The sequence below is a fragment of the Pseudomonas sp. S3E12 genome (assembly GCF_001702295.1).
In the GTDB taxonomy this organism is placed as follows: Bacteria; Pseudomonadota; Gammaproteobacteria; order Pseudomonadales; family Pseudomonadaceae; genus Aquipseudomonas; species Aquipseudomonas marginalis.
Window position 1 is genome coordinate 51,830 of the sequence record NZ_MBDT01000033.1, and the last position, 16,493, is coordinate 68,322.

The following is a 16,493-nucleotide window of genomic DNA, read 5'->3' on the forward strand; positions in this document are numbered from 1 at the left end:
CCAAAAAAGGTTATTGGTTGAGGGCCTGTGCGGTGTCCAGGTCGGTGATCAGGATGTCCAGGTAGCCGCCCTTGAGCGCGCCACGAATGGCCTGGACCTTGTTCAGCCCGCCGGCCAGGCCGAGCACGCGGTGGATACTGCGCAACTTGGGCAGCGCCACCGAGACCACGAATTCTTCATCTTCCTCCAGCACCGGCTTGCCTTGGGCATCGAAGTAACGCAGGCAGATATCGCCGACGGCACCGCGCTCGGCCAGCAGGCGCAGCATGTCCTCGGTGTAGTAGTTGCCACTGTTGCGCAGCAACTGCGAGGGTTCCAGGTCGCCGATGCCGACGATCGCCAGGGTGATGCTGTCAAAGCGTTGCAGCACTTCCTTGACCTCTTCCATCTGCACGATGCGCTGCTTGCTCTCCACCGATTGCTCGATGCTTTGCGACGGTAGCAGGAACGCCGGGCAGTTGAGCAGGGTGGCCAGGCGCTGAGTGAGCAGGGTGGCTTCAAACGCGCCCTTGTTGCCGACACCGCCCAACAGTTGTACCACTTCCTGGGCGCCTTGTTTGCCCGGCTGGGCATGCAAGTGGCCGACCATGGCGCGAATGGTGCTGCTCCACGACGAAATGCCGATATGGTCCTGGGGCGACAGGCTGGTCTCCAGGTAGTGGGCAGCCGCCGAGCCGATGGCTTGCTTGATGCTTTCATCGTTGCCGGGCTCGGTGGCTTCCACCACGATCACCTGGCGCACGTCGTAGCGGCGTTGCAATTGGTTTTCCAGCTCCAGGTGCAGGCCTTGCAGGCGCATCACGCTGATCTTCACCACGCCTTCCTGCAGCGCCCGGCGCAGGGCGCGGCTGATAAAGGATTGGGACAGGTCCAGCTGTGCGGAAATCTCGGACTGCTTGAGCCCGTCTTCGTAATAGAGGCTCGCGATCTTGGTGATCAGGCGCTGTTCTTCGATCTGGCTCATGAAGGCCTCAGTGATGACATCAATGCGGGTGAGGATACCAAACCCTTACGACATGATCAGGCCGCCGTCGATATTGATCGCCTGGCCGGTCAGGTAGGCCGCGTCATCCGAGGCCAGGAACGCCACCAGGCCGGCGACATCCGAGGGCTTGCCGGCCCGGCGCAGGGGGATGTTCCTGACCCATTCGGCCATCAGTTCACCCTTGCCGTAGCGTTTTTCGTCGGTGCTGAGGATCTCGCCCCACACGCGGTCGTTGTAGTCCCACATCTCGCTTTCGATGATGCCGGGGCAGAACGCGTTCACGGTGATGTTATGCCGCGCCAGTTCCAGCGCCAGGCTCTGGGTAATGCCGATCACGCCCATTTTGCTCGCAGCATAGTGCGGCGTGTAGATAAACCCCTGGCGGCCCTGGCCGGACGAGGTGTTGATCAGGCGCCCGCTGCCTTGCTTGACCATGTACTTGGCCGCTTCCCGGCAACCCAGCCACACGCCGGTGGTGTTGACCTGCAGCACCTTGTCGAAGTCGGCGCGGGGCATCTTGTCGTAGTGGTCGATGGTGATGATGCCGGCGTTCTGCACTGACACGTCGATGCTGCCGAAGCGTGCGTGACCTTCGCGGTAGAGGGTTTCGATGTCTTCTTCGCGGGTCACGTCGATGCCCAGGGCCAGGGTGTCGACCTTGTATTCCCGGGCCAGTTGGTCGGCGGTGAATGTCACGCGCTCCAGGTCGTTGGAGGCCAGCACCAGGTTGGCACCTTCCTGGGCGAAGCGCTCGGCAATGCCGGCACCGATGCCACGGCAGGCGCCGGTGATCACGATGGTTTTACCGCTGAAACGTTGCGACATGACAAAACTCCTTACCAGCAGACAAAACCACCATCGACCAGCAGGTCGACACCGGTGCAGAAAGACGAGGCCTGGCTGACCAGGAAAATCGCCGGGCCGACCATTTCGTCCACGCTGGCCATGCGGCCCATGGGCGTGGTCTGTTCAAAGATCTTCACCTGGTCGGCGACTTCCGGGCGTGAGTTCATCGGCGTGGCGGTGTAGCCGGGGCTGATGCAGTTGACGCGCAGGCCTTTGTCGGCCCATTCCATCGCCAGGCTTTTGCTCAGGTGGATTACCCCGGCCTTGGAGGTGTTGTAGTGCGCCTGCAACAGCCCGCGGTTGACGATGCTGCCGGACATGGAGGCGATATTGACGATAGCGCCCTTGCCACGCGGCAACATCACTGCGGCCTGGGCCTGGCAACTGAGGAAGATGCCGGTGAGGTTGATGTCCAGGGTGGTTTGCCAGCGTTGCAGCTCCAGGTCTTCGGCGGCCTGGGCATTGGCGATGCCGGCGCAGTTGACGGCCACGCTGAGTGGGCCGAGCTCATCCTCGGTGCGCGCGACCGCTGCATCCAGGGCGGCCCGCTCGGTGACCGTGCCGCTGAGGGCCAGGGCGCGCCGGCCCAGGGCCTGGATGCGTTCTACCGTGCTGGCGATGCCGGGGCTGCCCGGAAGATCAAAGCAGGCTACATCGGCACCGGCTTCAGCGAGCCCGACGGCGATAGCCTGGCCAATGCCGCTGCCGGCGCCGGTGACAAAGGCCACTTGGCCTTGAAGACTAAAAAGCTGCATGACTAACTCCAATTTTTGAAATCACAGTAGACCCCTTGTGGGAGGGGGCTTGCTCCCGATAGCGCTGGTTCAGTTACAGATGCATCTACTGAAACTCCCTCATCGGGGGCAAGCCTCCTCCCACAGTTGGATCTGTGTAGGTCTTTGGTTATGCGGTAGCCATTTCCATCACCGAAACCGGGATGGCCTCGCCGCGCTCCAGAATCCCCGTCTAACAAGTTGCCTGGATAACTCCAATCTTGAAATCACAGTAGATCTCCTGTGGGAGGGGGCTTGCTCCCGATAGCAGTGGTTCAGTGACAGATGCATCTACTGGCACTCCCTCATCGGGGGCAAGCCCCCTCCCACAGTTGGATCTGTGTAGGTCTTTGGTTATGCGGTAGCCATTTCCATCACCGAAACCGGGATGGCCTCGCCGCGCTCCAGAATCCCCGTCTAACAAGTTGCCTGGATAACTCCAATCTTGAAATCACAGTAGATCTCCTGTGGGAGGGGCGGTGCGACGAGTCGACTTGCTCCCGATGGCGGTGATTCAGTGACAGATGCATCTACTGACACTCCCTCATCGGGGGCAAGCCCCTTCCCACATTTGATCTCCATTGTCTGTGAGGACCGGGTTTCTAGGCGGTAGCCATTTCCATCACCGCCACCGGCGTGGCCTCACCGCGCTGCAGAATCCCCATCTGCCGTCCCCGGCTCATCACCATCACCCGGTGGGACAAACCCAGCACTTCATCCAGGTCGGAACTGACCACAATCACCGCCATGCCCTTGGCCGCCAGGTCCGCGATCACTTCATAAATCGCCGCCCGCGCACCCACGTCGATGCCGCGTGTGGGCTCATCGAGGATGAACACCTTGGGGTTGCGCGCCAGCCACTTGGCAATGATCACCTTCTGCTGGTTACCGCCGGACAAGCTGGAAATCCGCGACTGCGGCGCACCTTTCACCCCCAGTCGCGCCACCGCCGTGCGCGCGAATTCGCGCAGTGGGGCAGGGAATACCCAACCGCGTTTATCCAGCAGGTCGGTGTTGCCATAAATCAGGTTGTCTTCGATGCGATGCTCCACCACCACGCCTTGCTGCTTGCGGTCTTCCGGCACCAGCACCACGCCGGCCTGGATCGCCTCGAAGGGCGAGCGTAACTGGCGGATTTCGCCATCCAGCACCATATGGCCCCGAATATCCTGGGCCGCGCCGGCAATGGTACGCACCAGCTCGGTTCGCCCGGCGCCGACCACCCCGGCAATGCCGAATACCTCGCCGGCACGCACGCTGAAGTCGATGCCGTGCAAGGCAAACTCACGGCAGGTCAAATCCTTGACCTGCAACATCACCTGCTCCTGGGGCGCCTGCAACGCAGGGAAGATCCGCTCCAGGCTGCGCCCGACCATCTGCTCCACCAACTCCCGCACCGGCACCTGGGCCGTGGCGTGCAAGGCGATCTGGCGACCGTCGCGCAGCACCAGCACGCGGTCGGCGATGCGTGCGATTTCTTCCAGGCGGTGGCTGATATAGATAAACGACACACCCTCGGCCTTCAGCCGTTCCACCTGCTTGAACAGCAGCTCGGTTTCTTCGCCACCCAATGCGGCGGTGGGTTCATCGAGGATCAACAGGCTGGCCTTCAGCGTCAGCGCCTTGGCGATTTCCACCAGTTGCTGGGCCGCCACGCTCAGGCCTTCGACCTTGCGCGAGGCCGGCACCTTGAGGCCCAGGCGTTCGAGTTGGATCTGCGCCTGGGCCTCCATGTACTCGCGGTCCACCCGCCCACGGCGCATGGGCAGGCGGCCGACGAAGATGTTCTCGGCGATCGACAGTTGCGGCAGCAGGCGGATTTCCTGGTGGATCAGGCCGATCCCGGCACTCAGCGCGGCCCCCGGTGAAGCGGGTGCGTAGGGCGCGCCGAGCCAGGTCATGCTGCCCCCGGCTTCCGGTTGCACCAGCCCGGCGATGATCGACGACAAGGTCGACTTGCCCGCGCCGTTTTCACCGAGCAGGGCCAGTACTTCACCGGGGCGAATGTCCACGTTGACCTGCGACAACACCTGCACCGGCCCGTAGGCCTTGCTGATATTGCGCAGGCACAGCACCGCGTCGGATCGAGCGGTGTCAACGGCTGCTGCTTGCATGACGACCTCCAAGGCTTACGGGTGCTGTTGCAGGAACGGCGCGACGTTTTCTTTGGTGGTCAGCACGGTGGGCAACAACTGCTCCTTGGGCAGGGTCTTGCCGGCTTTGAGGTCGATGGCCGAGGCCACGGCCAGGCGCCCCATTTTCTGCGTCTGCTGGGTCATGGTCGCGTTCAGCACACCGCTTTGCACGGCCTTGAGCCCGGCCACGTCACCGTCGAAACCGACCACGACCACCTTGTGATCGAGGTTGCCGACTTTCACCGCCTGGGCAGCGCCCAAGGCCATGGCATCGGCGCGGCCGAAGAACACGGTGATGTTCGGGTCACGCTGGAGCAGGTCCTGGGCCACGGCGAAGCCTTTGTCCTGGGCCCATTCGGCCGGTTGCTGGGCGACGACTTTGAGGTCCGGGAAGGCTTTCAGGCCCTCCTCAAAACCCTTGGCGCGATCATTCTCGGGGGTGGTACCGATCTGGCCTTGCAGGATCGCGATGCGGCCCTTGCCCTCGGTGATCTTGCCCACGTACTCGGCCAGGGTCTTGGCGCCGGCCACGCTGTCGCTGGCGATAAAGGTGTCGCCCGGTGCGTCGGGGGCGTTGCGGTCCACGGCGATTACCGGGATGCCCGCAGCCTTGGCGGCTTTCACCGGCACACCGGCAGCAGTGGCGCCGGCCGGGATGTAGATCAGCACATCGATCTGGCGGGTGATCAGGTCTTCAATCTGGCTGACCTGGGTGGACGAGTTGCCCTGGGCGTCCACGGTGATCACCTTGACCCCCTTGGCTTTGCCCTCGGCTTCCACTGATTGCTTGATCTGGTTGAAGAAGTCGGCCTGCAGGTTGGCCACGGCCAGGCCGATGGTCAAATCCTTGGCCCAGGTGGTGCCGGCAGCGGTGAGGGTGGCGGCGGCGAGAGCGGTGGCCAACAGCAATTTCTTGGGGCTGAACATGTCGGTGACTCCTGGTTTTATTGTTGGAGGGTGTCAACTGTCGAACAGGTTTAACGGGCAGTGCTGGAGCGGCGTCGCAGGGTGTCGATGGTGACAGCGAGGGCGATGACCACGCCGATCACCACTTGTTGAATAAAGGGCGAGACGCCGAGCAAGTTGAGGCCATTGCGCAATACGCCAATGATCAGTACGCCCACCAGGGTGCCGCCGATGCTGCCGACGCCGCCACTGAGGCTGGCGCCGCCAATCACCACGGCGGCTATGGCGTCCAGTTCCAGGCTCAGCCCGGCACTCGGTTGCGAGGAGTCCAGGCGCGCGGCCAGGGTCACCGCGGCGATGCCGGCCAGCGCCCCGCTGATGGCGTACACCCACAGGGTAATCGCCCGCACCTTGATGCCCGACAAGCGCGCCACTTCGGGGCTGCCGCCCATGGCATAGAGGTTGCGGCCACCGGCACGAAAGCGCAGGAACACCCAGGCCAACACCAGCATCACCAGGAACAGGCCCACGGTGGCCGAGAGGAAACCAAAGTGGCGCACCGTCGCCAGGCTGGTGAACCAGTCCGGGTAGCCGACGATCTGCCGGCCTTCGGTGAGGATATTCGCCAGGCCACGGGCCACCGACATCATGGTCAGCGTGGCAATAAAGGGTGGCAGCTTGGCGTAGGTGATCAACCCGCCGGAGACCAGCCCGGCGAGCATGCCGCTGGCAATCGAGATCGGAATCGCAAAGCCCAGGGGCACCGCCTGATCCTGATACAGCCAGCCGAGCATCATCATCGAGAAGGCCAGCACCGAGCCGACCGACAGGTCGATGCCGCCGATCACGATCACCGCCGTCATGCCGATCGCCAGGATGCCCAGCACCGTGACCTGATCGAGGATGTTCAGGCCATTGCGCAACGAAAAGAAGAATTCGGAACTGAAGGAGAAGACCAGCACCAGCAACACCAGCCCGATCAAGGGGCCGCCGATGTTACTGGGCAGCAGTTTGACGATACGCGGGCGAGGTGGCGGCTTGAGTTCGGCCGGGTGCTGGACAGTAGCTTTGGCGTCCACAGTGTTCTCCTGAGTTATTTTTTTTGGAGTGCTTCAGGCGTATTGAATATTTATGCGTGCCTGACTGTTAATTCAGATTCCAGTGACACCGTGTCAAAGTCAAGCGCTTAATTTTTCTTGCCTGCCGCTGAAACGGTGTTTTTGCCCGGCGCAAAGCCACGGTCTAGAGAAGCCGGCGTGGGATTTTGGCCGTTTGTCCGAGGGGGATTTCCGAGTTTTATTTGATTTTTCGGCGGTTCGCTCACTTGACCTGCTGGAGGATCAGCGTCTAAATAGAAATATATTGTCACTGCTGAATAAATATTCAAAGACAGTCTTGGACACTTTCACCCCGCGTGGTCAGCCTCAAAGGAGCCGCTGCATGAATGCCTTCCAGTACGACGCCCACCAGATCAAGGAACAGGCCCGCCTGATCCGTCGCCATGTGATCCGCCTGAATGCCGACTCCCCGGCGGGCGGGCACACCGGGGCGGATCTTTCCGAGACCGACATCCTCGCCACCCTGTATTTCCGCATCCTCAACACCGGCCCGGAACGCACCGAAGACCCCGAGCGCGATATTTATATCCAGAGCAAGGGCCACGGCGTCGGCGGTTTGTACTGCTGCCTGGCGCAGGCGGGCTACATCCCCACCGAGTGGCTGCCCACCTACCAGCACTTCAACTCGCACCTGCCCGGCCACCCGGTACGCCAGAAAACCCCCGGCATCGAACTGAACACCGGCGCCCTCGGCCACGGTTTGCCGGTAGCGGTCGGGTTGGCCCTGGCGGCGAAGATGTCCGGCAGCAACAAGCGCATCTACGTGCTGACCGGCGACGGCGAACTGGCCGAAGGCTCCAACTGGGAAGCGGCGATGGCAGCGGCCAAGTACGGCTTGGATAACCTGTTTGTGATCGTCGACAAGAACAAGCTGCAGCTTGCCGGTTTGACCGCCGAGATCATGCCGCTGGACCCACTGGACGTGAAATGGGCGGCCTTTGGCTTCCGCGTCAGCGAGTGCGACGGTAACGATGTCGGCCAATTGATCGAAGCCCTGGAAAGCATGCAGACCAAGACCGGCGCGCCCCAGGTGCTGATCGCCCACACCATCAAAGGCAAGGGCGTGTCGTTTATCGAAGCTCGCCCCGAATGGCACCACCGCGTGCCCAAGGGTGATGAAATCAACGCAGCACTGGAGGAGTTGAACCATGGCGAGTGAACATTTGGCGAGCGTCATGGTGGAAGCGTTTATCGCTGCCGTCGAGGCCGGGCTGGACGTAGTGCCGGTGGTCAGCGACTCCACCTCCACGGCGAAGATCGGCCCGTTTGCCCAGCGCTTTCCCGAGCGGCTGATCAACGTCGGTATTGCCGAGCAATCCCTGGTCAGCGTCGCGGCGGGCCTGGCCCTGGGTGGCAAGATCGCCGCCACCTGCAATGCGGCGCCGTTCCTGATCTCGCGGGCCAATGAGCAGATCAAGGTGGACGTTTGCTACAACCAGGCCAACGTGAAGATGTTCGGCCTGAATGCCGGCACCAGTTATGGCCCGCTCGCCAGCACCCACCACAGCCTCGACGATATTTCGGTGATGCGCGGGTTTGGCAATGTGCAGATCTTCGCCCCGGCCGATGCCGTCGAGTGCCGGCAGATCATCGATTACGCGCTGCGCTACCACGGCCCGGTGTATATCCGCCTCGACGGTAAAGCCTTGCCCGACGTGCACGGCGCTGCCTATCAGTTTGTGCCCGGTCAGGTGGATATCCTGCGCCAGGGCGCGGATGTGAGCATCGTGGCCCTGGGCTCGGTGGTGCATGAAGCGGTGGAAGCGGCGGCATTGCTGGCGGAGCAGGGCATCCAGGCCCAGGTGATCAACCTGTCGTCGATCCGGCCCTTGCAGCGTGATGGATTGCTCAGCGCCTTGAGCGGCACCCGCGCGGTCATCAGTGTGGAAGAACACAATATCAATGGCGGCGTCGGCAGCCTGGTCGCCGAAGTGCTGGCCGAAGCCGGGTTGGGCATTGCCCTGATCCGCCTGGGTATCGGCGATGGCGAGTACGCCGCCGCCGGTGCCCGCGAACCGACCCGCGCCTTGCATAACATCGACGCGGCTGGGATTGTGGCGGCTGCCACTCGGTTGCGGTGAACCCCATGAATAACAACACCCCGCTGATCCTGGCGATAGATGAAGGCACCAGCAACGCCAAGGCGGTGCTGGTCAACGAACTTGGCCAGGTGGTTGCGCGCGGTTCGCGGCCCTTGAGCATCCGCCATCCCCAGGCAGGGTTTTCCGAGCAGGACCCGCTGCTGATCTGGCAAAACACGTTGGCGGCGATTGAAGAATGCCTGGCCCAGGTGGATCGTCCGATCACTGCGTTGGCCATCAGCAATCAGCGTGAATCGGTGGTGGCTTGGGATAGGCATACCGGTGAGCCATTGTCGCCGTGCATCAGTTGGCAGTGCCGACGCTCTACGGCGTTGTGCACGCACCTGCATGAGCAGGGCCATGAAGCGCTGATCCTGGAGAAGACCGGGCTGGCGTTGGACCCGATGTTCTCGGCGGGCAAATTTCGCTGGATTCTCGATCACCTTGAGGATGGCCATGCCCGCGCTACTGCAGGCGATATCTGCCTGGGCACGGTCGATAGCTGGCTGTTGTGGCAACTCAGCGGCGGCCAGGTGTTCGCCACCGACTATTCCAACGCTGCGCGCACCCAACTGTTCAACCTGCACACCTGCGCCTGGGATCCTGAGCTGTTGGCGTTGTTCGGTATTCCGGCTGCGGCCCTGGCGCCGGTCCAGCCGAGCGCCGGGTTCTTCGCCGAAACGGTCGCCGTGGGCGGCTTGCCCGCCGGCATCCCGGTGATGTCGATGATTGGCGATTCCCATGCGGCGCTGTACGGGCAGGGCGGTTTTGCGCCGGGGCTGGTCAAGGCCACCCTCGGCACCGGTTCGTCCTTGATGACGCCCATGAGCGGGCCGATTGCCTCCACCCATGGCCTGTCGACCACCCTGGCCTGGCATGACGGCAGCCAACCCACCTTCGGCATGGAAGGCAATATCGTCCATACCGGCGCTGCCGTGCAGTGGGCGTCGAAGCTGGTGGCGGGAGAATCCCTGGATGCGCTGACCGAACAGGCCGCGCAATTGCCGGACAACGGCGGCGTGTATTTTGTCCCGGCGCTGTCCGGCCTCGGCGCACCGCACTGGAAGGCCGACGCCCGTGGACTCATCTGCGGGTTGAGCGAAGCCACGTCCGGCGCGCATATCCTGCGCGCGGCGCTGGAATCCATCGGCTATCAGATTCGCGATGTGTTCGAAGCCATGCAGCAAGACATCGGCAGCCCGCTCAAGGAGCTGTGGGTGGATGGCGGTGCCACGCGCAACCGCTGGCTGATGCAATTCCTCGCCAACCTGCTGCAACGCCCGGTGGTGCGCAGCCTGTCGCCGGAGGTGTCGGCATTGGGCGCAGCGCACCTGGCGGGTCGGGCGTTGGGGGTGTGGGCGAGTGATGCGGAACTGGGGCAGTTGGAACGCCAGCGCGAGCGCTTTGAGCCGCAGGAGGATCCGGCGATGGCAGAGCGTTACTCAGAGTGGAAAAAGGCTCTAGCCCGAACACTCCTCTAACCGCATATGCAAACCAAATGTGGGAGGGGCTTGCCGCCGATGAGCATAGGGATCTACATAACGTTGACTCAACACTGAACGTCCGGCAGATAGGGCTGTTGTGGTGAGCGGGCTTGTCGAATCGTCGCACCGCCCGCGTTGGGCTGCGTAGCAGCCCCAAAACCAGCCTCTACAGAGTGTCTGATACACCGCATTCTTCTTTACTGGGGCTGCTTCGCAGCCCAGCGCGGGACAAGCCCGCTCACCACAGGGATATTTGTCAGAGTCTGAAAAGTTGTGTAGATACCCATGCCCATCGAGGGCAAGTCGAATCGTTGCACTGCCCCTCCCACATTGAGATCACACCCGCCTTCAAGGCCGCCAGGTCTGCACATCCTTGGCATCCACCGCCTTGGGCAACAACCCCGCCTTGAAGAACGCATCGGCAATCTTCTGCTGCTCACCCAACTGCTCAATCGTCACCGGCTGCACTTGATAACTGCGGTGCGCATTCGCCGCTTCCACCGTGGCTGCATCCAGGTTGCCCCACAGCGGGCCGAGCACTTTGGCCGCGTCCTGCGGGTTGGTTTTTACCCAGTGGCCGGCGTTTTCCAGCTGCGCATACACCACCTTCAATACCTCCGGGTGCGCCTTGGCGTAGGGCGTGCCGGTCAGGTAGTAACGCTTGTAGCTGGCCAGCCCGGCACCGTCCGCCAGGGTGCGCGTCGGCAGTTGGCGCTGCACGCTGGTGAGGAAGGGCTCCCAGGTGACCCAGGCGTCCACTTTGTTGTTCTCGAACGCCGCGCGGCCATCGGCCGGCGACAGGTAAGCCGGCTCGATATCCGAGAACGCCAGGCCGGCCTTGGCCAGCGCGGCAATCAACAGATAGTGGGTACCGGCGGCCTTGGTTACCGCGATCTTCTTGCCCTTCAAGTCCGCCAACTGTTGGATCGGCGAGTCCTTGCGTACCACGATGGCCTGGGCCGAAGGCGAGGGCGCTTCCTGGGCGAAGTAGGTGAGTTTGGCCTGGGCGGCCTGGGCGAAGATCGGCACGGTGTCGGCCACGTCGGCGCTGATGTCCACATTGCCGACGTTCAGCGCTTCCAGCAGCGGCAGGCCGCTGGGGAACTCATGCCAGCTCACCTCGATGTTGTCGGCCTTGAGGGCTTTCTCCAAGGTGCCCTGGGTCTTGAGCAGGGTGATCAGCGTGGAGGATTTCTGGTAACCGATGCGCACGGTTTCCTGGGCGTGCGCACTGACGGCAACGGAAAAGGCCAGCAATCCTAATACAGCGGCGAGGGGACGACGAAGGGACATGGTGGGCTCGATCTTCAGCGAAATAGATCCAAGCTTAATGATCTGAAAACCATTCGATAAATACTCTTTCGATCTGAGCTTAGGGCGCTTTCAGCCGCTTCCTGCCCATCAGGCATAACCATAGAATTATATGGTTCTTTCATAAAAGTCAGTCATTAATATAATCAAAATGGAATTTTTGTCGCTTTCGGCCTTTCTCTGGAGCGGGCTGACCCATTCAATAGGGATACTTCGCATGGCTGCTTTTGATCACCTGACCCGTCGCCGCCTCCTGGGCCTGGCCGGCCTGACCCTGGCGAGCCTGTCGCTGCCGCGCCTGGGCTTTGCCGCCGACGCACATGCCGGCCACAACATCGCCCAGGAGCCTGCCGGCACCGGTGAGTTCATCCGCCTCGACGCGCCGCGCAAACTCAAGCTGGCGGTGAACCTCAACGCGGTGTGCCTGGCGCCGGTGGTGATCGCCCATGGGCAGGGTTTCTTTGGCAAGCACAACCTGGACGTGGAGTTGGTCAACTTCGGCAACTCCACCGAGGTCTTGCTGGAAGCCATCGCCACCGGCAAGGCCGACGCAGGCGTGGGCATGGCGCTGCGCTGGCTCAAGGCCCTGGAGCAGGGCTTCGACGTGAAGCTCACCGCCGGCACCCATGGCGGTTGCCTGCGGTTGCTCAGTGCCGCCAACGGCGGCGTGAGCAAGCTGGAAGACCTCAAGGGCAAGGCCATCGGCGTCACCGACATGGCCAGCCCGGACCGCAATTTCTTTTCGATCCTGCTGAAAAAACACGGCGTCGACCCGGTGCGCGATGTGGAGTGGCGCCTGTACCCGGCCGACCTGCTCGGCACAGCGCTGGAGCGTGGCGAAGTGCAGGCGGTGAGCGGCAGTGACCCGTTCATGTACCGCCTGATCAAGTCCGGCGTGGCGCGGGAGTTGTCCACCAACCTGGTGGAGGAATACGCCAACCTCAGTTGCTGCGTGGTCGGTGTCACCGGCAAATTGGTGCGTGAAGACAAGCGCGTGGTCGCGGCGCTGACCCAGGCGATCCTCGAAGCCCATGACTATTCCGTGCAGCACCCGGAGGAAGTCGCCAAAGGCTTCCAGGCCTACGCACTGAACACCTCCACCGAAGAAGTCCAGGCGATCCTCCACGACCACACCCACGGCCACCACGCGGTCGGGGCGGCGCTGACCCAGGAGATCACCACCTACGTCACCGACCTGAAAACCGTGGAAGTGATCAGCAAAGGCACCGACCCGATCGCGTTTGCCCAGGAGATCACCGCCGATGTCTTCAACTGACGCAAGCATCCTCAACCCGCCTGTGGCGCTCAAGCTCGGGTGGCAAGGCGCGGCGGTGGTGACGGCCTGGGTGGCCGTCGCGCTGCTGATCAGTTACTGGCCCAACGCGGTGCGCAACTGGCCGATGACCCAGGGCCTGGCCAACCTCTGTGTGGGCGTGGCGGCGTTGTTTATTGTGCTGAGCCTGCTGGGGCGCAGGCTGTCGACACTCGCGCTGCGCTTGCGCACGGCCGCGCCCTGGCTGATCGCCTTGCCGGTGCTGCTGGGCCTCTGGGAATTGCTCACCGCCAAGCTTGCGCTGTTGCCGGTGCCATTCTTCGCGCCGCCCCAAGCCTTGCTCGCGGTGTACATCGAAGACTACCCACGCCTGGCCGACAGCCTGCTGCATTCGGCGCTGCTGCTGGGCTCGGGGGTGGCGCTGGGCGCCGCTACCGGGTTTGTCGCCGGTGTTGCCATTGGCTGGTCCACGCGTATCGGCTACTGGCTGCACCCGGTGCTGCGCATCCTCGGCCCGGTGCCGTCGACGGCGTTGTTGCCGCTGTGTTTTTTCCTGTTTCCCAGCAGTTGGAGTGCGAGCGTGTTTTTGATCGCCCTGGCCACCTGGTTTCCGGTCACGGTGCTCACCTGGTCCGGCGTGGCCAGCGTCGATAAAGCCTATTACGACGTGGCGCGCACCCTCGGCGCCCGGCCGGGTTTTCTGATTTTCAAGGTGGCGATTCCCGCCGCGCTGCCCCACGTCTTCGTCGGCTTGTTCATGGGCCTGGGTGCCTCATTCTCAACCTTGGTGGTGGCGGAAATGATGGGGGTCAAATCCGGCATCGGCTGGTACCTGCAATGGGCCCAGGGCTGGGCCGCCTACGCGAACATGTACGCCGCACTGCTGATCATGGCGCTGGCCTGTTCGGGGTTGATCACCGGGTTGTTCCTGGTGCGTGATCGGTTGCTGGCCTGGCAGAAAGGAGCGATGAAATGGTAGCCCCGGCCCACGCGGTATCGGCTTCGGAAGGATTGGCGCTGCGCATAGAAAACCTCAGCCATGGTTTTGCGCTGGACGGCCGGCATTTGCCGGTGTTGGAGCGGGTGTCCCTGGACGTGGCGCCGGGAGAGTTTGTGGCATTGCTCGGGCCGTCGGGTTGCGGCAAGTCCACCTTGCTGCGCCTGGTGGCGGGGCTGGAGCCGGCGGACTCCGGACGGCTGTTGGCCGATGGAGAACCCATCGCCGGCCCGGACCCAAGCCGCGTGGTGGTGTTCCAGGACCCGACCCTGTACCCGTGGCGTCGCGTGTGGGACAACGTCGCCCTCGGCCTCGAAGCCCAGGGCCTGCTCAAGACCCATTCGGCCAAGGTCGATGAGGCCCTGCACAAGGTCGGCCTTGGTCCGTTCGCCCGTGCCTATCCCCGGCAGTTGTCCGGCGGCATGGCCCAGCGGGTGGCGTTGGCCCGTGCCCTGGTCAACCAGCCGCGTTTGCTGATCCTCGACGAACCTTTGGGCAAACTCGATTCCCTGACCCGCATCACCATGCAAAAAGAGCTGATCGACCTGTGGCAGCGCCAGGGCTACACGGCGTTGCTGGTGACCCACGATGTGGAAGAAGCCTTGCTGCTGGCCAACCGGGTGATTGTGTTCAGCGACCGCCCGGCGAAGATCCAGGCACAGTTGAGCATCGATAGGCCGTATCCACGGCACCGGGACGATCCTTACCTGGTGGACCTGCGGCGGCAGATACTGGGCCTGCTGGGGTTGGGCGAAAACTGGTAGTCAGTGGGCATCTTTCAGCGCAATGGCCTGGGTGGTCGCACTTGAGACCCCGGCACGGTCCGCCAGGTAACGCGCGGGCGGCTGGCCCACCGCCTTGCGGAACATGGTGATGAAGCCGCTGGCGTTTTCATAACCCAGGTCCAGGGCCACCCGTTGCACACTTTCACCCTTGGCCAGCCGTTGCAGGGACAGGATCACATGCAACTGCCGGCGCCAGCGCCCGAAACTCAGGCCCAATTCCTCCAGCAACAGGCGCGTCATGCTGCGCTCGCTCATGCCGATGCGCACGGCCCACTGGCCGAGGGTGGCTTTGTCGGTCGGGTCGGCCAGCAGGCTGTTGGCCAGGCGGCGCAAGCGGGCGTCCTGGGGCATGGGCAGGTGTAGGGCTTCGACCGGGGCGGCGGCCAGTTCATCCAGCAAGGTGCTGATCAAGCGGCCTTGGGCGCCGGCCTCGTCATAGAATTGCGGGAAGCTGACGGCCTTGCTGATCAGCTCGTGCAGCAACCCGGACACGGCCAGGGTGCAGCATTGCGGCGGCAGGGCGTGGGCGGCGTCGGGGTCGATCAACAGGCAATACACCTCGGCCTCGCCAGAGCCACGCGCCGCATGGGGCGTACCGCCTGGAATCCACAGTGCACACTGGGGCGGCACGATCCAGATTCCCGCTTCGATTTCACAGTGGATGACCCCGCGCAGGGTGTACATCAACTGGCCCTTGCGGTGGGCGTGCTGGGCATGTTCCCAGGTGTCCGACGTGCTGGTGGCGCCCACGGCCACCACGGCGCGGGGGAACAGGTCGGCGTCCTTGGCCATCAACGGGTCGAGCAGATCAAGACGGTGGTGCTTCATGGCGGAGATCGCAGGTTGGCCGGATTGCGAAACAGTCTGGCTATTCTGTGCAATGCCGTCCAGGGGTTCGAGCTTTATATTGAGATCCACTCTCATTAAGGAGCTTTGCCATGCGACTCGACAGTACAACGTTCCCTGTGGTGAAAATCGTCTTCGATGCGCCTAGCGAGGATGGGCCGGAGGATGCTTTCCTGGCTTTTGAAGGGCTATTGGCGAGGGAGCAGGCCTTTATGTTGCTGCACGAAAAATCCGTGGATGAAAACAACCATGAGCACTCCCACGAAGAGCGTAAGCAGGCGTCGATCTGGATGAAGAAAAACAAACAGGCGCTGCGCATGTTCGTCAAAGGCATGATCCAAGTTGAGCCCAGCGCCGCCAAACGCCTGGCACTCAAGCCGTTCGCGGTGATGTTCAGTAAGGCCTGGGGCTACCCGTTGCTGGTGGTGGAATCCAAGGACCAGGCCTGGGCACTGGCGCGGGATGTGCTGGATGAGCGGGTGTTGGATGTGGCGCATTTTTGAAGGGTAGAGTGGAGCAAAAAATGTGCGAGCGGGTCTGGCCGCGGGCCCGCTCCCACATGGGTTTGGTGGTATGGCTCAGTCCACGCAGATCGCTCGGCCCAGCTTGCCTTTCTCCACCGTCGCCGAGCAGCCGAAGTGGCCGTTATCCACCTGGCACGCGCCGGTCACCGGACCGTTGCCGGACTGGGTGGTGACACTGGTCTGGCACTCGCCTTCACACTGGCTCGAATCGGTACATGCCTTGCCCGCATCCTTGTACGGCGTGATGCATTTCCAGCTCTGCAGCTTGCCGACTTGCTTCATGGTACCGCCGCCTGCCAGGCAGGTGGACGCCGCAGCGTCCTGGGCGGGTGGGGTCGTGGTACAGGCCGATACCAGCAGTAAAGCGGCCAGGCCAATCATCAATTTCATGCAAAGTCCTCGTGGAGTAAGCGCAACGGTGCAGTGTAC

At 62.8% G+C, this 16,493-nt stretch carries 16 protein-coding genes; 7 read left to right on the plus strand and 9 right to left on the minus strand.

Annotated features, from left to right (window positions below; genetic code table 11):
- Positions 1-10: 10 nt before the first annotated feature.
- The 6 genes from BB029_RS28655 to BB029_RS28680 all read right to left on the minus strand — a co-directional run bounded on the left by BB029_RS28655 (position 11) and on the right by BB029_RS28680 (position 6,724).
- A complete protein-coding gene (locus BB029_RS28655) occupies positions 11-964 on the minus strand; it encodes a sugar-binding transcriptional regulator (RefSeq protein WP_027607267.1) in 954 nt (317 codons plus the stop codon).
- Between the two features lie 45 nt (positions 965-1,009).
- Positions 1,010-1,810: an SDR family oxidoreductase gene (locus BB029_RS28660; RefSeq protein ID WP_027607266.1), complete on the minus strand. Its 801-nt coding sequence runs from the start codon at positions 1,808-1,810 to the stop codon at positions 1,010-1,012.
- Positions 1,811-1,821: 11 nt separating this feature from the next.
- The gene (locus BB029_RS28665) at positions 1,822-2,586 is read right to left on the minus strand and encodes an SDR family oxidoreductase (RefSeq protein ID WP_065941826.1); all 765 of its coding nucleotides are present in this window, start codon (positions 2,584-2,586) and stop codon (positions 1,822-1,824) included.
- A gap of 620 nt (positions 2,587-3,206) precedes the next feature.
- Positions 3,207-4,718: a sugar ABC transporter ATP-binding protein gene (locus tag BB029_RS28670; RefSeq protein ID WP_065941827.1), complete on the minus strand. Its 1,512-nt coding sequence runs from the start codon at positions 4,716-4,718 to the stop codon at positions 3,207-3,209.
- 15 nt (positions 4,719-4,733) lie between these two features.
- On the minus strand, positions 4,734-5,666 hold the full coding sequence (locus tag BB029_RS28675; RefSeq protein WP_065941828.1) for a sugar ABC transporter substrate-binding protein: 933 nt from the start codon (positions 5,664-5,666) through the stop codon (positions 4,734-4,736).
- A 50-nt stretch (positions 5,667-5,716) separates the two neighbouring features.
- Positions 5,717-6,724 carry an ABC transporter permease gene (locus BB029_RS28680; RefSeq protein ID WP_065941829.1) on the minus strand — a complete coding sequence of 336 codons (1,008 nt, stop codon included), beginning with the start codon at positions 6,722-6,724 and terminating at the stop codon, positions 5,717-5,719.
- Between the two features lie 361 nt (positions 6,725-7,085).
- Between BB029_RS28680 and BB029_RS28685 the strand changes: the two genes are divergently transcribed.
- From BB029_RS28685 to BB029_RS28695, 3 genes are read left to right on the plus strand one after another with little or no spacing between them, the layout of a single operon-like run.
- Positions 7,086-7,922: a transketolase gene (locus BB029_RS28685; protein WP_065941830.1), complete on the plus strand. Its 837-nt coding sequence runs from the start codon at positions 7,086-7,088 to the stop codon at positions 7,920-7,922.
- Positions 7,912-8,844, plus strand: a complete 933-nt coding sequence (locus BB029_RS28690; RefSeq protein ID WP_065941831.1) for a transketolase family protein — start codon at positions 7,912-7,914, stop codon at positions 8,842-8,844. Before BB029_RS28685 ends, BB029_RS28690 begins: the two co-directional genes overlap by 11 nt.
- A 5-nt stretch (positions 8,845-8,849) precedes the next feature.
- Positions 8,850-10,325 (plus strand): glycerol kinase GlpK, encoded by a 1,476-nt coding sequence (locus tag BB029_RS28695; RefSeq protein WP_065941832.1) that lies wholly within the window; start codon positions 8,850-8,852, stop codon positions 10,323-10,325.
- A 351-nt stretch (positions 10,326-10,676) separates the two neighbouring features.
- On the opposite strand, the gene BB029_RS28700 is transcribed toward BB029_RS28695, so the two are convergent.
- Positions 10,677-11,621, minus strand: coding sequence for an aliphatic sulfonate ABC transporter substrate-binding protein (locus BB029_RS28700; RefSeq protein ID WP_065941833.1), 945 nt, complete (start codon positions 11,619-11,621; stop codon positions 10,677-10,679).
- A 235-nt stretch (positions 11,622-11,856) separates the two neighbouring features.
- On the opposite strand from BB029_RS28700, the gene BB029_RS28705 reads away from it, so the two are divergent.
- From BB029_RS28705 to BB029_RS28715, 3 genes are read left to right on the plus strand one after another with little or no spacing between them, the layout of a single operon-like run.
- A complete protein-coding gene (locus BB029_RS28705; protein WP_065941834.1) occupies positions 11,857-12,915 on the plus strand; it encodes an ABC transporter substrate-binding protein in 1,059 nt (352 codons plus the stop codon).
- The gene (locus BB029_RS28710) at positions 12,902-13,891 is read left to right on the plus strand and encodes an ABC transporter permease (protein WP_141696603.1); all 990 of its coding nucleotides are present in this window, start codon (positions 12,902-12,904) and stop codon (positions 13,889-13,891) included. Before BB029_RS28705 ends, BB029_RS28710 begins: the two co-directional genes overlap by 14 nt.
- Positions 13,885-14,673 (plus strand): ABC transporter ATP-binding protein, encoded by a 789-nt coding sequence (locus BB029_RS28715; protein ID WP_065941835.1) that lies wholly within the window; start codon positions 13,885-13,887, stop codon positions 14,671-14,673. Before BB029_RS28710 ends, BB029_RS28715 begins: the two co-directional genes overlap by 7 nt.
- Here the strand turns inward: BB029_RS28715 and BB029_RS28720 are convergent, their stop codons facing one another.
- Positions 14,674-15,522: a helix-turn-helix domain-containing protein gene (locus BB029_RS28720; RefSeq protein ID WP_065941898.1), complete on the minus strand. Its 849-nt coding sequence runs from the start codon at positions 15,520-15,522 to the stop codon at positions 14,674-14,676.
- Between the two features lie 110 nt (positions 15,523-15,632).
- Between BB029_RS28720 and BB029_RS28725 the strand changes: the two genes are divergently transcribed.
- Positions 15,633-16,043, plus strand: a complete 411-nt coding sequence (locus BB029_RS28725; protein ID WP_065941836.1) for a hypothetical protein — start codon at positions 15,633-15,635, stop codon at positions 16,041-16,043.
- 75 nt (positions 16,044-16,118) lie between these two features.
- Here BB029_RS28725 and BB029_RS28730 read toward each other — a convergent pair whose 3' ends face one another.
- Positions 16,119-16,454 carry a hypothetical protein gene (locus tag BB029_RS28730; RefSeq protein ID WP_032889532.1) on the minus strand — a complete coding sequence of 112 codons (336 nt, stop codon included), beginning with the start codon at positions 16,452-16,454 and terminating at the stop codon, positions 16,119-16,121.
- Positions 16,455-16,493 lie beyond the last annotated feature (39 nt).